We start from the raw sequence: 17654 nt of genomic DNA on the forward strand, positions 1-17654 counted from the left end.
GGATCACTTCTTCAAGTAGTAGAGGTAATCGTCGACGTTCGACGGGGTGACGATCTGGGTGGGCACGGGAATGGTGCTTTCCACTTCGCGGCCGCAGCTCAGGTCCACGGCGGCGGTCATGGCGTCATAGCCGAACTGGAAGGTGTTCTGCTGGACCACACCCTTCACGTAGCCCTCCTGCAGGCCGTCAACCGCGGCGTCGGACAGGTCCCAGCCGACAATGCTGACCCGATCCTGGGCATTCTGGTTCTTTACGCCGGAGACGAGGCCGATCAGTGCCGGCTCACCGGTGGCATAGACGTATTCGAGGTTGGGGTTTCCGGTCAGGAGGTTTTCCGCGGAGCTCTGGGCGGTTTCCTGCACGTTCTTGCCGTCTACAACGGTGCCCACCTCCATGCCGCCGGACTTGATCGCGTCTTCGAATCCCTTCTGGCGTTCAAGCTGGATGGTGGAGTTCAGGGCGCCGACGATGCCGACGGGCCCGGCATCGCCGTCAGCTGCTTCCAGCAGGAACTCACCCATCTGGGCTCCGCTTTCCTCATTGGACGTGCCCACCTGGGTGGAGACCGCCGGGTCCTCGACGATGCCGTCAACGGCAACAACCTTCACCCCGGCCGCTGCGGCAGCCTTCAGCGCGGGCTTGATGCCCTCGGTATCGATGGCGGCCACGATCACTGCCTGCACGTTCTTGGCAACCAGGTTTTCCACGGCGTTGGCCTGCTGGATGGGGTCATCGTTGGCGCTGATGATCTGCAGGTCCACGTCCGCCTCATCTGCGATGGTCTGGGCGCCGGTGTTGATTTGGTTGAAGAACAGGGCCTGGAGATTCGGGGTGACCAGACCGATCCTCAGGTTGCCGCCGTCGGGGGCCTCGCATGTTTCGGGGATCCGTTCCGGCTGGGGGATTTCGGCAGCAACGGCGGCACCGGTGGAATCGGGGGTGTCAGCGGCCTCCGACGAGCCGTCGCAGGCCGAGAGGGTCAGGGCCAGAGCGGCGATGGACAGGGCGGCAGTAAATCGCTTTCGCATGGTGGGTCCTTTTCAGTGGGTGCCGTGGGTGGCAGGAACGGTCTGGAGGGTGGCAAGAAAGTCGCGAAGTTCAGCTCGGCCCGGTGATGCGCGGGCGCCGCGGCGGGTACAGGCCAGCGCTGCTGCGGCGGCTGCTGTTGTTGCAGCCGCAGCCGCGGTTTGTCCGAGGGCAAGTTCAGCGACATAGACTCCCGCGAAGCAGTCTCCTGCGCCGGTGTCGTCGACGGCCTCGACCCGGACGGCCGGAATATGGCGGACCGGCCGGCCGGGCTCGAGCAAATCCAGGCCGCCGGCGCCGCGGGTGAGCACAATGGTGGTTTCTTCGCGGCGGGACATTTCCTGCAGCTCTTCCAGTGAGAGCCCGCAGGTGTCCTCGAAGGTGCGGCGGCTGCCCAGCAGGTGCCCGGCGGCAGCGGCGGCATTGCGGACCTGGGCTGCAGTGTGACATCCGTCGATGTCCACGACGATGCGGGCCTCGGTGCGTGCCGGGAGCGGCTGTTCCCAGCGGTAACCGTCCACGTACAGCCAGTGCCCGCTACCGGGGTGGAGCCTGCCCAGGACGGCCTCGAGGTCATCACCGGTCAGGGCGTCATCCTCGCTGACGACGGCCCGCTCGCCATGCCGGTCCAGCAGGACGACGGCGTGGGTCAGGAAGGCATCGGTGCGGGACCAGGCGGTGGAGACACCTTCACGTTCCAAGGCGGCGAGGAACGCAGCGGATTCGGGATCCGCTCCCACCGCCCCGGCGAATACCGCGTCGGCACCGAACCGGGCTGCGGCCACGGCCGCATTCGCTGCCATGCCGCCGTCGTACAACCGGATAGACCGCGCCTGGAGGCGTTCGCCCGGTGACGGCAGCACGTCCATCTGCACAATGACGTCCCGGTTCGCGTAACCACAAAAGGCAATCATGGTTCCGGCTACATCCCGGCGGCTTTTGCCACCGCGCGGACTTTGCTGCCTTCGGCCCGTCCCCACCAGCGGCCGTTGTCCTTTACCGATGACGCCACAATGGCTCCGTTGCATTCCCCCAGCAGCTCAGCGGCGTTCTCAGCAGTGATGCCGGATCCGATGATGACGGGCAGGACAGTGCAGTCGCGGATACCGCGCACCTCCTCAACGCTGGCTGCATCCCCGGTCCGGGAACCGGTGGCAATCAGGACGTCAGCATCAAAGAACTCCGCGTCCTCGGTCTGCTCGGCGAGTGTGCGGTCGGCCACGATGGCATGGGCACCGTGCTTCACGTGGACGTCGGCGAACACCCGCACGCCCTGCGCCTGGATCCGTGAGCGGTAGCGCGTGGTGGCCGCGGCCTGGCCTTCGATGAACCCCTCGTTGGCGACGTAGGCGTTGGCCCACTGGTTCACCCGGATCCATCCTGCGCCGGCGGCATGCGCGGCAGCGACGGAGCACTCGCCGGCGTTGGAGAGGATGCTGACCCCGATTCGCGGACCGAATTCCTCCACCACGCGGCGCGTGATGACAGCCATGGCTGCCGCAGTTTCGTAACCGTGCTCGCCGGGTTTCTGGAACGGAATGTCCCAGTGGTTTTCCACAATCGCGGTGCTGAAACCGTTCTCCAGATAAGTGCGTGCCTCCTGCAGCCCGTAAGCCGCGATCTCCTCGACGGGCTGGCCGCGGTAATGCGGGCTGCCGGGCAGCGGCGGCAGATGAATGGCGCCGACGAGAACCTTGTCCGCGGCGAAGAGCTCGGCGATGGCGGACGGTTTGGGTGGGAACACGCCCAGTGCTGGTGTCGACATGGGAGCCTCTCGGAATAGGTGAGAAAACGTTTCCTCGGTTTTGGACGATGCTAGGCCGAGAGCCCGAAACGGTCAATACATTTCTTTTCCGCGTCGTCACATGTAAGTTCGTTGTAACGCCCCGGAAACAATGGTCAAACGAGGGATTTTTCCTCGGCTGGTTATCTCACCTGGAATGGGCCTAGTATCAGAAGACGTTTTCACAGCAGGGGGCTGAATTTGGAAAGGGTGACCATACGGACGGTCGCTGACGATGCAGGCGTTTCCATCGCCACGGTGTCCAGGGTCCTGGCAGGAGCCGAGACTGTGGATCCGGCACTGCGACGTGCCGTGCAGGTGTCAGTCCGAAAGCTCGGATATTCGCGCAACACCATCGCCAGCGCATTGCGCAGTTCCAAAACCCGCACCATCGGGATGGTCCTGCCGGAAATCGCCAACCCGTTTAATACGGACCTGGTGCAGGAGGTCGAAGACGCGCTGCACGCCCGGGGCTTCCAGCTGCTTCTGTGCAACGCCCATCAGGACGTCGAGCGGGAACGCGAAGCACTGCAGTCCCTGCTGGGCCAGCAGGTGGACGGTTTGATCGTCAGCCCCGTGGACGCGACAGGCAGCATGGAAGCCGTGCAGGCTGCCGCACGTGCACGGCCCCTGGTGCAGGTTGACCAGCGGATTGAAGGACTCGACGCCGACTGGGTTGGCGTGGACGATGAGCGGGGCATCCGGCAGGTCCTCGAACACCTGGTGGAGCAGGGGGTCACGTCAGTGGGCTTCATCGGAGCCCGGGAAACAGACTCCTCCGGGGCCGCACGCCATCAGGCCTTCCGCAGGCTGTGCCGGCACTTCGACCTGTCCTTTTCCGAGAACTGGATAATGCTGGGTGAGTACAGTGCCTCCTTCGGCCGGAGCGCGATGGCATCGATGGCCGAGCAGGGGACTCTCCCCGACGCGCTGGTGTGCGGAGCCGACATTATTGCCATTGGCGTGCTGCAGACCTGCCACCGGTCAGGGATTGCCGTGCCAAAGGATTTACAGGTCACGGGCTTTGACGACATTGAATTCGCCGATCTTTGCACGCCCCGGCTGACCACCGTCCGGCAACCGCTGGAAGCGATGGCCCGGCAGGCGGTGCGCCTGCTGCTGGAGGACGGAGACGAAGCCTCTGTCCGGCTCGCGCTGGCTCCGGAAATGACACTGCGGGAAAGCACCGGAAAACCCGCCTCCTGAATCAGCGGGCGGAACTACAACGAAGAGCAGCAAGGAGCGTTGATGACCGAGGAACAGACCGTGCAGCTCCTGCAGGATCTGGTCAGGAGACAAACAGACTCCGGCGACCACGCGGCGCAGGAAGCACTGCAGGGATTTGTGGCCGATCTGGTGGCTGCTTCGGCCCGGAATGTCAGGGTTCGCCGAAGCGGACCGGGCGAATATCCCTGGACCCTGCTCACCGCAGGCGCAGGGGACGGACCGGTCCTGCTGTTCGCCTGCCACGTGGATACCGTGCCCGTGGGGGAGCCGGCCCGGTGGAGCCAGGCGCCCTTCGCGGCACGGATCGCTGACGGACGTCTGTACGGACGTGGCTCCACGGACATGAAGGGAGGGCTTGCCGCTGCGGTGGCGGCCCTGCTGGAAGCGGACCGGCTGGGCCGCAACGTGGGTCTGCTGATGACTGCCGACGAGGAGATTGGCAGCCTCGGAGCCCCCGACGCCGCTGCGGGGCTGGCCGGGCTGGATCTGGGGGCGGTGATTATTCCGGAGGCTACGCAGAACCGGATTGTGCTGGGTCATCGCGGGGCGTTGTGGCTGCGGGTCACCGCAGAGGGTCTGGCCGCCCACGGAAGCACGCCGGAACGGGGCGTGAACGCCGCGCTGAAACTCGCCGATGTCCTGGTGCGTGCCGGCAAGGAACTGCCCCTGGGAGCAGACGGGTTCCTCGGCCCCGAAACGTGGAATCTGGGGACGTTCTCCTCCGGAACCGCACCGAACATTGTCCCCGACGCAGCCGAAGCGGTGATCGATATGCGTATAGCCGGTGAGGGCACCACACTGCTGCAGTGGTGGCAAAGCCAGCCGGAGATCTCCGGGGTGGACGTGCTTTTGGCGCTGCCCGCGCTGCGCTCTTCCGTTGACGGGATCGAAGCGCTCGCCGCCGTCGAGGTTGATTCCAGCCCCGCGCCCTACTTCACTGACGGTGCGGTGCTGGCGCAGGCGGCGCCCGGTGTGCCGGTGCTCGTCTGGGGGCCGGGATCGCCTGCCCAGATGCACGCCGTCGACGAGTTCCTGGAGCTTACGGCGCTGGAGGATGCTTCCAGGATGTTCCGCGCCCTGGTCGGCCGCTGGTCCTGATCCAGCCCTTCGGCGTTTCAACCTGATGCTTGGCACTAAAACCGGGGGAGGGCCAGCCTAGGATGGGCCGCATGAGTCAGAACCCCGCCGACTGGAGCCCCGCCACCACCCAGCATTTGCTGCTGCGCCGGCTGGAACGCACGGACTACGACGCCGCGCTCCGGATCCATACCGACCCCCGCACCAACCTGCACAATCCCGTGACGCCCACCGCGCAGTCCGCGGCGAAGTTGCTGCAGGATTTCCTGGACCACTGGGACCGCGAAGGGTTCGGCTACTGGGCCGTGGCGGAGCGGGACGCCCCCGGCACCGTCATCGGCTTCACTGGGCTGCAGCGGGCATTGGTGGATGACCGGGAGATCCTGAATCTCTACTACCGGTATGACCCCGCCGTCTGGGGCCGGGGCTACGCGAAGGAAGGCGCACGCGAAGCCGTCCGCCGCGGCCGGGAACTACTGCCGGAGCTGCCGGTGCTGGCCCGGACCACCGCGTCCAACATCCTCTCCCAGCGGACCGCGCAGGCTGCCGGGCTGCAGCACCGCCCGGAACTGGACCGGCATTATGCCGGGCTGCCGGAGGTCTATCTGGTGCTCGGCTGGCCGGAGGGCTCCGCTGACGGATCCGCGGAGACCGGAGCGGTGGCCCAGAAGGCCAGCGCCGCCACCGGCAGCACCACGCCAAGCCCGGTGAACAGCTCCAGCGCCACCGGCCCCTGACCGCTCACCGTGCCGGTGAGCATCATGGTGACCGTGATCGAGGAGAGCATAAACACCGGCACCAGCGCCACCAGCAGGGCCGTGCCCGCAGCACGCACCCCGGCGCGCCGCCGTCGTACCGCCACCCAGAGAGCGGGCAGAATCAGTGCGATCCAGACCCAGTGGTGGAACCAGGAGATCGGCGAAATGGTCAGCATCACCACGGCATTCGCGCTGATCGCCGCCACGGCATCGCCGCGGGCGTCCGAGCGCCGGATCGCGAGGAACCCCAGGACGACGACGGCGGCGGAGGCGAGCAGCCAGAGCGGACGCTGCAGCGCCTCGGGGGTGCCGAAATGGGCAATGAGCGAGTTCAGCGACACGTTGTACATATCCGTCGTGTCGCCGACCCGGTCCGCATTAAACAGCGAGTCGAACCAGAACGTCCGCGCCTGCTCCGGGGAGGCCAGCCAGCCTGCAGCCACGGTGGCGGCGAAGGTCCCGCCCATGGCCAGGATGGCCCGCCAGTCCTTCCGGACCAGGAAAATCAGCCCGAACGCCAGCGGCGTGAGCTTGATGCCCGCCGCCAGGCCGATCAGGATGCCGCGCGGGAACCTGGCGGACGCCGGGCGGAGCAGGTCCGCGACAATCAGCAGCATCAGCATCGGGTTGATCTGGCCGAAGCCCAACCCCTCCCGCCACGGTCCCAGCACGCCGATCAGCAGCACGGCCAGGACGGCGGTGCCGGCGCTGCCGCCGAGGGCATGATGCAGCTTCGCCGGGAGCACCTCGTTGCGTTCCAGGTAGCGGGCCACGAGGAACCCGGTGACCAGCAGGCAGGCGCACGAGGTGGCCGTGATCAGCACCAGCCCCACGGCTTCGGGCAGGAACGCGAACGGGGTCAGCAGCAGGGCGGCGAAGGGCGGATAGGTGAACGGCAGCCCGCGGGTATCCGTCTGCACCAGCGCCGGGTCATACAGCCGGTGTTCGCCCAGGCCCAGGAACGCCCGGGCGCCCTCACGGTAGACGGTGAAGTCCAGCCCGTGGATCTGCGCGCCCAGCACCACCAGCAGCAGTGCCACCGGAAGCCCGACGGCGAGCCAGAGGACCTGCGTGCGGGTGCGGGCGCGGGGTTCCGCCGTCGTTAGTGCCATGCCTGCCAGTTTAGTGGGCGGTCTCCTGCCGGCCGGGGACGGGGAACCGTCCGGAGGTATCCGCGTCCAGGGCCATGAACACGCTGTGCGGGTCCTCGGTGTAGCTGCCGAAGGGCGGGCATTCGGTGAACCCGTGCCGGGCGTAGAGCCGGCGGGCCGGGGCGAAGAAGTCCTCGGTGCCGGTTTCCAGCAGCACGGACCGGTACCCGCGCGCCTGCGCCTCGGCCAGGATGCCCTGCAGGATCCGGGTGGCGACGCCGAGCCCGGGGGCGGAGGCGGCGGTGCGCATGGACTTGATTTCACCCTGATGCGGGTTCAGTTCCCTCAGTGCGCCGCAGCCCAGCAGCAGGCCGTGTCCGCGCACGGTCCAGAACGTGACGGACGGATCGCGCAGTGCTTCCGGGTCCAGGGCATGCACGCTTTCGGCCGGGGAGGTGGCGAACATGTCTGCCAGGTGCTCCTCCAGCAGGGCCAGCACGTCCGGGGTGCAGGGGTCATCGAGCTGCAGGTTCACGGTTTGCCTGGCCTTCTCAGCGCACCGGCGGCCGCGCCGCCATGGCCCGCTGGGCGGCGAGGATGGCGGTCAGAGTGCCGGGCTTGGCATGCTCCCGTGCGGCGGGGGCTGCGGCGGCATCGGCCGTCTCCGCCTCCGCTCCGGCTGCGGAGGCGGCGGGCTGCAGGTCAAGGCGCATGAAGATGCTGCCCGGATCCGCCCGGTAGGTGCCGAACGGCCGGCAGTCGACAAAGCCGTGGCGCTGGTACAGCCGCCGGGAGGAGGCGAAGAAGTCCTGGGTTCCGGTTTCCAGCAGCAGGCAGGCGTAGCCGCGGGCGCTGGCATTGCTGATGATCTGCTGCAGCAGCACCTGGCCCACACCCAGTCCGCGGGCGTACGCGGCGGTGCGCATGGACGTGATTTCCCCGCACAGGCCGGTGGTGCCGCTGCCGGGGACCGGCGGGGTAAGTTCCTTGAGTGCGCCGCAGCCCAGCAGCGTGCCGTTTTCGCGCACGGTCCAGAAGCTCACCGACGGGTGCTTCAGGTAGGGAGGGGTCAGCCCGGCTGCGCCGGCTCCCAGCCCGGGATACAGCAGGTCGCGGTTCTGGGCCAGCAGCGACATAACGTCGGATTTGGCCGGATCATCGCGCAGCAGGGTCACCTGGCGGGCCTTCTGCCCGGCACCGTTCTGGGCGGAGCGGATGGTGCGCAGTGTGTCCGGCAGGAAGGGCCGGGGCGTGCCGCCCATGCCGGGCCGCTGTCCCGCGGCGGCCGGCTGTACCGGCAGGGTGACCTGCTGTGAGGCGGGGGTGAAGGGATGCATTTCTACTTCTTCCGGGAACGGGGCCAAGACGGGCTCCGGAAGGGTATCCGGCCGCCGGAGGGCCGGTATTTCTGTTGTAGTCCCGGGCCCCCGCCGCGTCTTCTGCGCTGATTCTAACTGCTGCCCGGGCCAGGGACGCGGTGCCGGTCCAACGTGTCAGGGCAGCGTCATAAAACGGCGGCGGCCGGGCATCGGCGCGGTGCCAGCTTCGGGCGGGCAGGGCTTACCGGGCTGCCATGACCGACTCGAGAACCGCCTGGAAGTCCGGGCCCACCCTCACTGTCAGGCCGCCGTCGTCGGACACCTCGGTGAGCTGTTCATAGCCCGTTCCGTTCCACCAATAGACGTGCGGGCTCAGCGGGCCGGGCGAGTTGGTGTATCCGGCCGCGGCGAACCGGGCCATGCCGCTGACCGCCCCGATCACGGAGTCATCCTCGATGACGTGCCAGGCGACCTGGTGCCGGTTCGGAATGCACATCAGCCAGCCGTAGTCCTCCCGGATCTGTTTGCCGGTGAGCTCGGTGGCCAGCCCGGGCAGCAGCAGTGCACGGCTTGCGGTGTAGAAGGACTCGCCGATCAGGGCGGTGACCGTGCCGCCTTCGGGTGGGGTCATGTGCTCCAGCCGTTCAACGTCCAGGCCGTGCAGGTTCGCCAGGCCCTGCTCCCGCAGCGCCGCATAGCCGCCGTAGGTTCTGGCGTTTTCATGCCGGAACACCGCGACGGTGTCCGGCAGGTCCAGTGCCAGCATTTCAATGACTCCGGGCGCGAATTCGCGGTGCGGGTGGCCGTCGAGTTCGGGAACCACGGATTCTTCATACAGCCGGGCGAAGGTCCGGCCCGGGATGTCCGCCGGGGACAGGCCCTGGAACGGGTCAGGGGTATCGAAGCTGGTCAGCAGCCGCTGCAGGTGTCCGCGGATCAGCCCCGGCCACACCTGATGAGGCTCGGACTGGCAGACTGCGGCGATGTTCCAGAACCCGAACTTTCGGCCCGCACGGTCCACGGCGTGGTCCGGATAAACATCAACCTCGTAGCCGAGCTCGGCAAAGACCTGCCGGGTTGCCGCCCGGAACTCGTTCGCGTCGGAAACTGAAAAGAATGTCAGGTGCGAATCCGGAGTTTCCGTTCCGGCGGACTTGTTGCCAAAAATACCCACAGCGGTTTCCTCTCAACCCGGCACCCCAACCTCCATTGGGGCCTCAGCCTAGGGGGTTCTGAGTCCTGCACGGGGAAAGACATGCCGGGCGGGGGGGCGGCGGGGGCCCCCCCCGCCACAGTGTCAGCTGTCCAGCAGGTCCTTCGCGGCCGCGGCAATCTGCGTGATGTGCGGGTTCAGCTTCTCCAGCTCCGCTGCGTGTTCCGCAACGGCGGCCTTCTTGGCCGCCAGGATCGACGCGGCAAATTCCTCCCGCACCCCGGTTTCCACGGAGCAGTTGTAGTACTTCACGGCCAGGGCCGCCTCCGCCGGGGTGGGCTCGTAGGAAATTTCGGTATCCGCGGGAATGATCTCCACCCCGGCGGACTGCTTCGGGCCGCTGCGTTCCGGGTATTCCACCGGGGCGCCGAGCTCGACCCCGGGCGCCATGCCGAAGAGCTGGTCCGGTGCGGCGGTTACCGGTTCCCCGGCGTCGGCCAAGCACTGCACCACTTTCGCCTGCAGCGGCTGCAGATCATCCATGGTGGGCTCGAAGATGCCCGAGAGCTTGCTGGCGAGCCGGTTGTAGTCGATCAGGGTATTCTCGGCGTCCTTCCCCAGCGCGGCCCAGGCCTTGGTGTCGCAGGCGGCGGCCACGGCGTCGAAGGCTGCATCGTGCACAAAGACTTTGGCGGGGGCGGGCGGCTGCGCCTCGTATCGCAGACCCCGGTCCGTGGCGTCCTGCACGCTGCCGAAGAAGGCGTCGGTGACGGTCAGCTGATCCAGCAGCTCGCTCCGGTACTGGGTCCGGGGTTCGGTGGGGATGAACTGGGCGTACTCGGAGTAGCCGTTGTCCGCGTAGCACTGGAAACGGAGCACGTCCTGGGCGAAGAACGCCTGGTCCATTTCCTCGGCCAGGTAGGCCTCGAACGGGTCGGCGGAGGAATCCGCCACCACGGTCAGCCCGGCATCAGCGGAGCAGCCGGCCAGTGTTGCCGTGCCGATCAACAGTGCGGAGCCGAGGCCGGCGAGATAACGACGACGGCGGCCGGGCGCCGGGGATACAGAGCCCTGGGCGCGGTCCGGCCGGCGGGAAGGTGTGCTCACGGAGCGGTTCATGATGTGCCTTTCGAGACTGGTGCGGGTGTGCGGCAGTACCGGACCGGCTCATCGGGAGCGTGTCCGTGGAACGTTATTCGGGAGGGAATGCGGTGGTGCGGGTAAGGCGGGTGGGCTCAAGCGGGCCACACGTCTTAGGTGGTGCGGGGGAAGCCTTGCCTACGGCGGGAGCCGATGCTTCCGAGACGCAGGCCGACGGCGGTCAGCGCCGCGGCCACCGGAGCCAGGAGCAGGAAGCCCCCGCCCCAACCGGCGTCAGCCGGCAGACCGGAACCGGTCAGGGCCGCGTCCAGTACCGCGCCGTCCAGCAAACCGCCGTCCAGCAGACCACCGGACCAGAGCCGGACCAGTAGGGGCACGGCAGCCACGGCCAGGCCCACGGTCCAGGGCAGGGCGCGCCGTCCGCTGGCCAGCAGCATGCCCGCCAGGAGCATCAGGAACACCGCCGCCAGGGTGAGGGAGCGGGCATCCACGGCCACCAGGCTGTCGGCGTCGTAAAAGAACAGGGCGGCACCGCCGGGGAGCCGGCTCACCGCGAGCATCACCCCACCCCATGAAACACCGGCGGTGACAACCGCCAGCAACAGCCGTCCGGAGGTAGTGGTGGCAGGGTTGCCGGCCAACGCCAGCAGCGCCAGTGCGCTCACCCCCAGCATGGGAACCAATGGGGGCGCCAGCACCTCCATCCAGGTGCCGGCCAGACTGACCAGGGGAGCCGCAGCTGCGGCGCTGAGGTACAGCGTCCGGCGCAGAGCCCGCTGGCCTGCCAACGTAGCCAGGAACCCGGCGATCAGTGCCAGATACACCACTGCGGCCGCCGTCGTGAACGGTCCCAGCGGCAACAGGGACTCGCCGAACCCTTCACCGGTGGGCCGCCAGCGCAGGGTTCCCGGGCGGACCCATGGTCCCCACTCGCCCAGCAGGGTCAGGGTGAGGGCCAGGTGGGTGGCCAGCACCGTGGCGGTGAAGGCGATGCCGTTGCGGCGCGTCCGTCCCACCGCGCCGAGCAGGGCCAGGGCGCGAGCGGCCAGGCCGTTGCCCACCAGGTTAATCAGCTCTGCCGGAGTGGGGTGGGTACGGTGTTCACTGCGTGCGACGTCGAGCAGCACGCCGATCATTTCCGCACCCTGTTCCCGGCGCCAGCTGCCGGGGTAGGCATACAGTGCCCTGGCGTAGGCGGCCTCCAGTGCGGTGGTGTCCCTGCCGGTTTCAGGAGCTGGGCTGCCGTGCGCCGGTCCGGATGTGCCGTGCGCCTGCCGGGAGGGGCGGGCGGCCTGCCGGGGCGCGCCGCCGGTGTTCATGCGCCGGCCTGCGCTGCGCGCAGCTTCAGCTTGGACATGGCCTGCCGGGCATTGGCCGCCAGCCGTTCGGCTTCGCGGCCCAGCGTGGCGGCACCGTTCTCGGTGATCCGGTAATAGCGGCGGGCGCGGCCGTCCACCACATCCTCGCCGGAAATCTCCACCAGACCGTCTTCGCGCAGCCGGTCCAGCACGCCGTACAGGGTGCCGGGCTGCAGCTTCACGCGGCCGCCGGAAAGACCCTTTGCCTCGGAGATCAGGGCGTAGCCGTGCTTGGGCCCGTCTGCCAGGGCGGAGAGGACCAGGAAGGTCGGTTCGCGCATCTCATGCTTGCTCATGCCCAGAACAATACTCAGGAAAACTGAATATAGGGAACAAATATATATAACGGTCGGGTCACGGTTTTGCCGGGCGTATTCCGGCCCGCGTCACTCATCCAGTTTGGCCAGCAGCGCGGCCAGTGCGGCGCGTTCATCCTTGTCCAGGGCGGCCAGCAACCGCTGTTCGGTGGCCACGTGGTCGGGGAGGGCGGCATCGACGGCGCTCCGGCCCGCATCCGTCAGCGAGACCAGCTTGCCCCGCCGGTCGGCGGAGCTGGGGGAGCGCCGCACGTACCCCTGTGCCTCCAACCGGTTCAGCCGCTGGGCTATGGCGGCGGAGGTGACCATGGAGCTGGCGCTCAGATCCTTGGGGGTGAGTGTGTACGGCGGGCCGGAGCGGCGCAGTGTGGCCAGGACGTCAAAGGAGGCCGCGTCCAGGCCGTGGCTGGCGAACGTTTCCGCCAGCTGTTCATCGAAGCGGCGTGCCACCCGCGACAGCCGCCCCACCACGGCCATCGGTGAGACATCCAGGTCCGGCCACTCCGCTGCCCACTGCTCCAGGACCCTGCCTACGTGATCAGTCATGATTGCACCCTAGCAATTTGCTAAGCACTTAGCTACATTAGCTAAGTGCTTAGCAAATCCTTGATCCTGACCCTAACGACGGCCCTGGCACCGATTGTTTGGGGAACCACGTACATCGTGGCAGCGGAACTGCTGCCGCCGGAGCGGCCCCTGCTGGCCGCCTTGCTGCGCTCCCTGCCCGCAGGGCTGCTGCTGCTTCTGCTCGTGCGGCGTCTGCCCCGCGGCCAGTGGTGGTGGCGTTCGGCGGTGCTGGGAGTGCTGAATATCGGGCTGTTCTTTGCGCTGCTGTTTGTGGCCGCCTACCGGCTGCCCGGCGGGGTGGCCGCCACGGTGGGTGCCGTGCAGCCGCTGCTGGTGGCGCTTTTTGCCTCGCGCTGGATCGGGGAACGGCTGACCGGACGGAAACTGGCGGCAGGTACCGCCGGGATGGCCGGCGTCGGGCTGCTGGTGCTGCAGGCACAGGCCCGTCTGGACGCGGTGGGTGTGGCGGCTGCGCTGGGAGGGGCGGTAGCCATGGCCGCCGGGGTGGTCCTGACCAAAAAATGGGGTGTCCCGGATACGCTGCTGGCCTCCACGTCCTGGCAGCTGATCGCCGGCGGAGTGTTCCTGCTTCCGCTGGCGCTGCTGGTGGAAGGACCGCCGCCCGCCCTGACCGGCATCAACCTCGCCGGTTATGCCTATCTCTGTCTGATCGGCTCCGCCCTGGCCTACAGCCTGTGGTTCCGCGGCCTGCACCGGCTTCCGGCGTCCAGTGCCGCATTGCTCGGGCTGCTCAGTCCGGTGGTTGCTGCCGCGGCCGGCTGGCTGCTCGCCGGGCAGGCGCTGAGCCCCGGCCAGTGTCTTGGCGCGGCTGTCGTTCTGGGTGCACTGGTGCTGGCCGGTCCGGCCGGCAGGGCACTGAGGAAGAAGCCCATCGGTGGGGAAAATTCCTCCACTTTGGGAAAACGCCTCCAGTTTGGGAAATCCCTCCGCTGCAAACCGGCAGCGATTTCCCAAACTGGAGGGAAAACGGACAAAGCGGAGCGAAACGCCATCAGCCGGAGGGGCTGAGCTGCACCCACCGGCCTGCCGCCGGGGCGCGGCCCGGCGCGCCGGCAGCCCTACACCGCCGGAGCCGGAGCGTCCCGTTCGCGCAGCCCGGCGGCCAGATTCCCGGCAGCCTGGGCGTCGCCGGACTGTACGTCGCCGGAATCCTCCCGGGCCGCCCGCATGCCCAGGTAGATGGTGTCCCGGGCAAACGGCAGCCGGGCGAACCGGATCCCCGTGGCGTCCCGCAGGGCGTTGGCCAGGGCGGGAGCCACCGGGTTGAACGGGCTCTCGCTCATGGACTTGGCGCCCATCGGCCCCAGCGCATCATCGGTTTCCGCGAAGAAGACCTCCGTGCGCGGCACATCGGCGAACGTGGGGATGTGGTACTGGCGCAGGATCCGGGTTTCCACCGTGCCCTCGGCGTCAATTCGCACCTCCTCATACAGGGCAGCCCCCAGGGCCTGGGCAATGCCGCCCTCAATCTGGCCGCGGCACTGCACCGGGTTCATCACGACGCCGGCGTCCGCGGCATGCACGCTCTGCAGGATCCGCAGCTCGCCGGTGCCGGCGTTGACCGCCACCCGGAAGCCCTGCACATTGAAGGCCACCGAGCGCGGCGTTCCGCCCCAGCGGCCCTCGGCGGACAGATCGATCTCCTCGGCCCGGGCGCGCGCGGCAACCTCGGCCAGCGGGATCCGCTCGCCGTCGCACTCCACACAGTCGGCCAGCAGCTGCACCTGGGCCGAGGTGTTGGAAAACAGGGACGCCGCGAAGCCTTTGAGCAGGGTGGCCAGTTCCTGGGCGGCGGCCAGCGAGGCCTTGCCCGCGACCACGGTGCCGGTGGAGCCGTAGGCGCCGGTGTCGTGGTCCACCAGATCGGTGTCCGACTGCCGGATCACGATCCGGTCCGCGGTGGTATGCAGTGCGGTGGAGGCCAGCTGCGTGTGCACGGTGGTGGTGCCGTTGCCGAACTCGGAGGTGCCCACGTTCAGCCCGTACCGGCCGTCCTCCTGCAGGGAGATCTTTGCGTGGCTGATGTGTCCGCGCGGCGGCACGGTGTCGATCATGGCGACGGCGGTGCCCTCGCCAATCAGCCAGCCGTCGACGTCGTCAGCCCCGACGTCGTCCGCCCCGCCGTCCTCCCCGGAAAGCCCCGACGCCGCGGGCAGCTGCGCCCCGGAGGTTTCCGGCCGCTGCCGTCCCTCGGCCAGGGCGGCGGAGACCAGGTCAATGCACTGGTCCAGCCCGTAGCTGCCGTAGTGCACGTCCTCGGCCGGTTCGGGGGCGGTGGAAACCATGTCATCGCCCTTGGCCACCACGTTGCGGCGGCGGAACTCCAGCGGATCCATGCCCAGCCCGCGGGCCAGCTCGTCCATGGCGGATTCGATGGCGTAGATCATCTGGCTCAGCCCGTAGCCGCGGAATGCGCCGGAGGGCAGCGTGTTGGTGTACACCGAGCGGGCGTCCACCTTCTTGTTCGCGCATTTATACACGGCCACGGATTCCCCGCAGCCGTGGAACATCACGCCGGGCGCGTGGTTGCCGTAGGCCCCGGTGTTCGCTGTGACGTCCACCGCGAGGGCGGTCAGGGTGCCGTCCGCCGCGGCGCCGGCGCGGACATGCACGGCAAACGGGTGCCGGGTGGTGGTGGCGGTGAACTGTTCCTCGCGGGTCAGCTCCAGCTGCACCGGCCGGTTCAGCTTCAGGGCCGCCAGGGCCACAATGTCCTCGGTGAGCATTTCCTGCTTGCCGCCGAACCCGCCGCCCACCCGGCCGGTGAGCACCCGCACCGAGGCCGGCTTCATCCCGAGCACCCGGCACAGTGCGCGGCGGATCAGGAACGGAACCTGCGTGGAGGTGCGCACCACCAGGCGTCCCTTCTCATCAAAGGACGCGATGGAGCCGTGCGTTTCCATTGCCACGTGCTGCAGCCGCTGGCTGACGTAGGTGTTCTCGTGCACGACGGCGGCCGCCGCAAGTCCGGCCTCCGCGTCGCCGAGCTCCGAGTGCAGTTCCGCCACGATGTTCCCGGCCGTGCCGGGGTGGACCTCGGGGGCGCCGTCGGCCAGTGCGGCGTCGGTGTCCAGCACGGCGGGCAGCAGCTCGTACTCGACCTTCAGCGCGCGCACGCCTTCCGCGGCAGCACCCACCGAGGCGGCGACGACGGCGGCCACCCGCTGGCCGCGGAAACGCACCACGGTGTCCAGGATCCGGGTGTCATCGGGATCGTCGGTGTGCAGTTCGTGCTGGGCGGTGGAGAAGAGCTGGTCCGGCGCGTCCTCGTGCGTGAGCACCGCTTCGACCCCGGGCACGGCCAGGGCGGCGCTCGCATCGATGGAAACAATCCGGGCGTGCGCGTGCGGGGAGCGGAGGATCTTCATGTGCAGCAGCCCGGGCAGGTCGGCTGCCGGAACGTCCATGGTGTAGCGGGCCCGGCCGGTGACAATGTCCGGGCCGGCCGGGGCGGGCACGCTGGTGCCGACGGTGCGCGGCGCAGGGGTGCTGGCTGCGCCGTCCTCCGGATCCGGGGCGCCGTCGTCGGGCACGTCCACATGCCGGTGCCCGCAGACCGCGTCCCCGATGGCGCGGTAGCCGGTGCAGCGGCAGAGGTTGCCCTTCAGGTTCCGCGGCAGGTTGGCCTTCTGCTCCTCGTCGAAGGTGGCGGCGGTCATCACCATGCCGGCGGTGCAGAAGCCGCACTGGAAGCCTTGGGCGTCCAGGAACTGCTGCTGCATCGGGTGCAGCCCGTCCTCACCGGCCAGGCCTTCAATGGTGGTGATTTCCCGGCCCTCGGCGCGCACCGCGGGGTAGAGGCAGCTGTGCACGGGTTTGCCGTCAACGTGCACGGTGCAGGCGCCGCAGTCCCCGGCGTCGCAGCCCTTTTTGACTCCCAGGTTGCCCTGTTCGCGCAGGAAGGTGCGCAGGCACTGGCCGGGGAAGGGGGTGGCCTCCACCTCGGCGTCATTGATCCGGTAGGTCACAGGGAACCCTCCTTCGGGGCAGGGGTGTTGGCGGAAGCGGAAGCAGCGGGGGGAGCCGGAGCGGCGAGTTCGGCGCGGATTTCCTCGGCCAGCCGGTCCGTCATGTAGTGCCGCCATTCGGGCAGGCCGTGCACGTCGTCATGCCAGAGCGCGGCGTCGATGCTGCGGTCCAGCTCGGCGCGCAGCTCGGCACGGGTGGGCACGGCGGCGAACCGCAGCTGGACCGGACGCTTGGTGGCGGCGGTGACGGTCAGGACAAACGTGCCGTCCTCATCCAGCCGGCCGATCACCAGCACCCCGGAGCGGCCAAGGTTGGTCAGGGACAGCCGCCGGAACGCGGTGCGGGCCCGCAGGGCGGACGCGGGCAGGGTGACGCTGCGCAGCAGTTCGCCCGGAGCCAGCGCGGTGCGGCCGTCGCCGATGACCAGCTCGGTCACGGGCAGCCGGCGCGAGGTGCCGTCCGGGGAGTGGACCAGTGCGACGCCGTCCAGTGCCGTGGTCAGCGACGTCATGGGTCCGGCGGGCAGGCCGGTGCAGATGTTCCCGCCCACGGTGGAAACATTCCAGACCTTAAAGGAGGCGACAAAGGAATCACAGCACAGCGGAATCAGGCCCAAAGCCGGCCACTGCTCCCGGGCCGCGGCCGGGGCGGCGCCGGGGAAGGCGAACAGCTCGGCGATGGTGCAGGTGGCGGCGATCTCCAGGCCGTCCCCGGACACGGTCAGGGATTCCCAGCCGGCGGCGGTGATATCCAGCAGCCGGGCCAGCGTGTCCGAACCGTAGGAGAACAGCACCGTGCCGCCGGCCATCCAGGCATCCCCGGGGCGCCACTGCTGCGGATCCGCGGTACGGATGACGTCGGAAACGGTAGGCATGTCCATAGGGGT

At 68.5% G+C, this 17654-nt stretch carries 16 protein-coding genes and 1 pseudogene; 4 read left to right on the forward strand and 13 right to left on the reverse strand.

The features are described 5' to 3' along the window. Positions 1 to 3: 3 nt before the first annotated feature. From QWJ37_RS02295 to QWJ37_RS02305, 3 genes are read right to left on the reverse strand one after another with little or no spacing between them, the layout of a single operon-like run. Entirely contained in the window at positions 4 to 1029 is a 1026-nt protein-coding gene (locus QWJ37_RS02295) for a substrate-binding domain-containing protein (RefSeq protein WP_227902884.1), read from the reverse strand. Positions 1030 to 1041: 12 nt separating this feature from the next. After that, entirely contained in the window at positions 1042 to 1941 is a 900-nt protein-coding gene (locus tag QWJ37_RS02300; protein WP_227928374.1) for a PfkB family carbohydrate kinase, read from the reverse strand. An 8-nt stretch (positions 1942 to 1949) separates the two neighbouring features. Then, entirely contained in the window at positions 1950 to 2792 is an 843-nt protein-coding gene (locus QWJ37_RS02305; RefSeq protein ID WP_227928375.1) for a BtpA/SgcQ family protein, read from the reverse strand. A 228-nt stretch (positions 2793 to 3020) separates the two neighbouring features. Between QWJ37_RS02305 and QWJ37_RS02310 the strand changes: the two genes are divergently transcribed. The 3 genes from QWJ37_RS02310 (at position 3021) to QWJ37_RS02320 (ending at position 5851) form a co-directional block, all read left to right on the forward strand. After that, positions 3021 to 4016 (forward strand): LacI family DNA-binding transcriptional regulator, encoded by a 996-nt coding sequence (locus QWJ37_RS02310; RefSeq protein WP_227902881.1) that lies wholly within the window; start codon positions 3021 to 3023, stop codon positions 4014 to 4016. Between the two features lie 42 nt (positions 4017 to 4058). Then, complete coding sequence (locus QWJ37_RS02315) at positions 4059 to 5135, forward strand: M20/M25/M40 family metallo-hydrolase (RefSeq protein ID WP_290243802.1); 1077 nt, start codon at positions 4059 to 4061, stop codon at positions 5133 to 5135. Between the two features lie 71 nt (positions 5136 to 5206). Continuing rightward, the gene (locus QWJ37_RS02320; RefSeq protein WP_290243803.1) at positions 5207 to 5851 is read left to right on the forward strand and encodes a GNAT family N-acetyltransferase; all 645 of its coding nucleotides are present in this window, start codon (positions 5207 to 5209) and stop codon (positions 5849 to 5851) included. A 191-nt stretch (positions 5852 to 6042) separates the two neighbouring features. Here QWJ37_RS02320 and QWJ37_RS02325 read toward each other — a convergent pair. The 8 genes and pseudogenes from QWJ37_RS02325 to QWJ37_RS02360 form a co-directional block, all read right to left on the reverse strand. After that, positions 6043 to 6984 (reverse strand): annotated as a pseudogene (locus QWJ37_RS02325) (glycosyltransferase 87 family protein); the annotation flags it as partial. 10 nt (positions 6985 to 6994) lie between these two features. Then, complete coding sequence (locus tag QWJ37_RS02330) at positions 6995 to 7498, reverse strand: GNAT family N-acetyltransferase (protein WP_290243805.1); 504 nt, start codon at positions 7496 to 7498, stop codon at positions 6995 to 6997. Between the two features lie 16 nt (positions 7499 to 7514). Continuing rightward, on the reverse strand, positions 7515 to 8300 hold the full coding sequence (locus QWJ37_RS02335; RefSeq protein WP_290243807.1) for a GNAT family N-acetyltransferase: 786 nt from the start codon (positions 8298 to 8300) through the stop codon (positions 7515 to 7517). Positions 8301 to 8523: 223 nt separating this feature from the next. Continuing rightward, positions 8524 to 9456, reverse strand: a complete 933-nt coding sequence (locus QWJ37_RS02340; RefSeq protein WP_290243809.1) for a hypothetical protein — start codon at positions 9454 to 9456, stop codon at positions 8524 to 8526. 123 nt (positions 9457 to 9579) lie between these two features. After that, positions 9580 to 10554, reverse strand: a complete 975-nt coding sequence (locus QWJ37_RS02345; protein ID WP_290243811.1) for a hypothetical protein — start codon at positions 10552 to 10554, stop codon at positions 9580 to 9582. A 134-nt stretch (positions 10555 to 10688) separates the two neighbouring features. Continuing rightward, positions 10689 to 11855, reverse strand: coding sequence for a hypothetical protein (locus tag QWJ37_RS02350; protein WP_290243813.1), 1167 nt, complete (start codon positions 11853 to 11855; stop codon positions 10689 to 10691). Next, the gene (locus QWJ37_RS02355) at positions 11852 to 12190 is read right to left on the reverse strand and encodes a PadR family transcriptional regulator (protein WP_290243814.1); all 339 of its coding nucleotides are present in this window, start codon (positions 12188 to 12190) and stop codon (positions 11852 to 11854) included. The genes QWJ37_RS02350 and QWJ37_RS02355 overlap by 4 nt, the downstream gene beginning before the upstream one ends. Before the next feature lie 90 nt (positions 12191 to 12280). Further along, on the reverse strand, positions 12281 to 12757 hold the full coding sequence (locus QWJ37_RS02360; protein WP_290243816.1) for a MarR family transcriptional regulator: 477 nt from the start codon (positions 12755 to 12757) through the stop codon (positions 12281 to 12283). Between the two features lie 45 nt (positions 12758 to 12802). On the opposite strand from QWJ37_RS02360, the gene QWJ37_RS02365 reads away from it, so the two are divergent. Then, complete coding sequence (locus tag QWJ37_RS02365) at positions 12803 to 13807, forward strand: EamA family transporter (protein ID WP_290243818.1); 1005 nt, start codon at positions 12803 to 12805, stop codon at positions 13805 to 13807. Between the two features lie 50 nt (positions 13808 to 13857). On the opposite strand, the gene QWJ37_RS02370 is transcribed toward QWJ37_RS02365, so the two are convergent. Together QWJ37_RS02370 and QWJ37_RS02375 are read right to left on the reverse strand one after the other, a co-directional pair. Continuing rightward, the gene (locus tag QWJ37_RS02370; RefSeq protein WP_290243820.1) at positions 13858 to 16767 is read right to left on the reverse strand and encodes a molybdopterin cofactor-binding domain-containing protein; all 2910 of its coding nucleotides are present in this window, start codon (positions 16765 to 16767) and stop codon (positions 13858 to 13860) included. Further along, positions 16764 to 17648, reverse strand: coding sequence for an FAD binding domain-containing protein (locus tag QWJ37_RS02375; protein WP_290243822.1), 885 nt, complete (start codon positions 17646 to 17648; stop codon positions 16764 to 16766). The genes QWJ37_RS02370 and QWJ37_RS02375 overlap by 4 nt, the downstream gene beginning before the upstream one ends. Positions 17649 to 17654 lie beyond the last annotated feature (6 nt).

This window comes from Arthrobacter sp. YD2 (assembly GCF_030410475.1).
GTDB classification, from domain to species: Bacteria; Actinomycetota; Actinomycetes; order Actinomycetales; family Micrococcaceae; genus Arthrobacter_B; species Arthrobacter_B zhangbolii.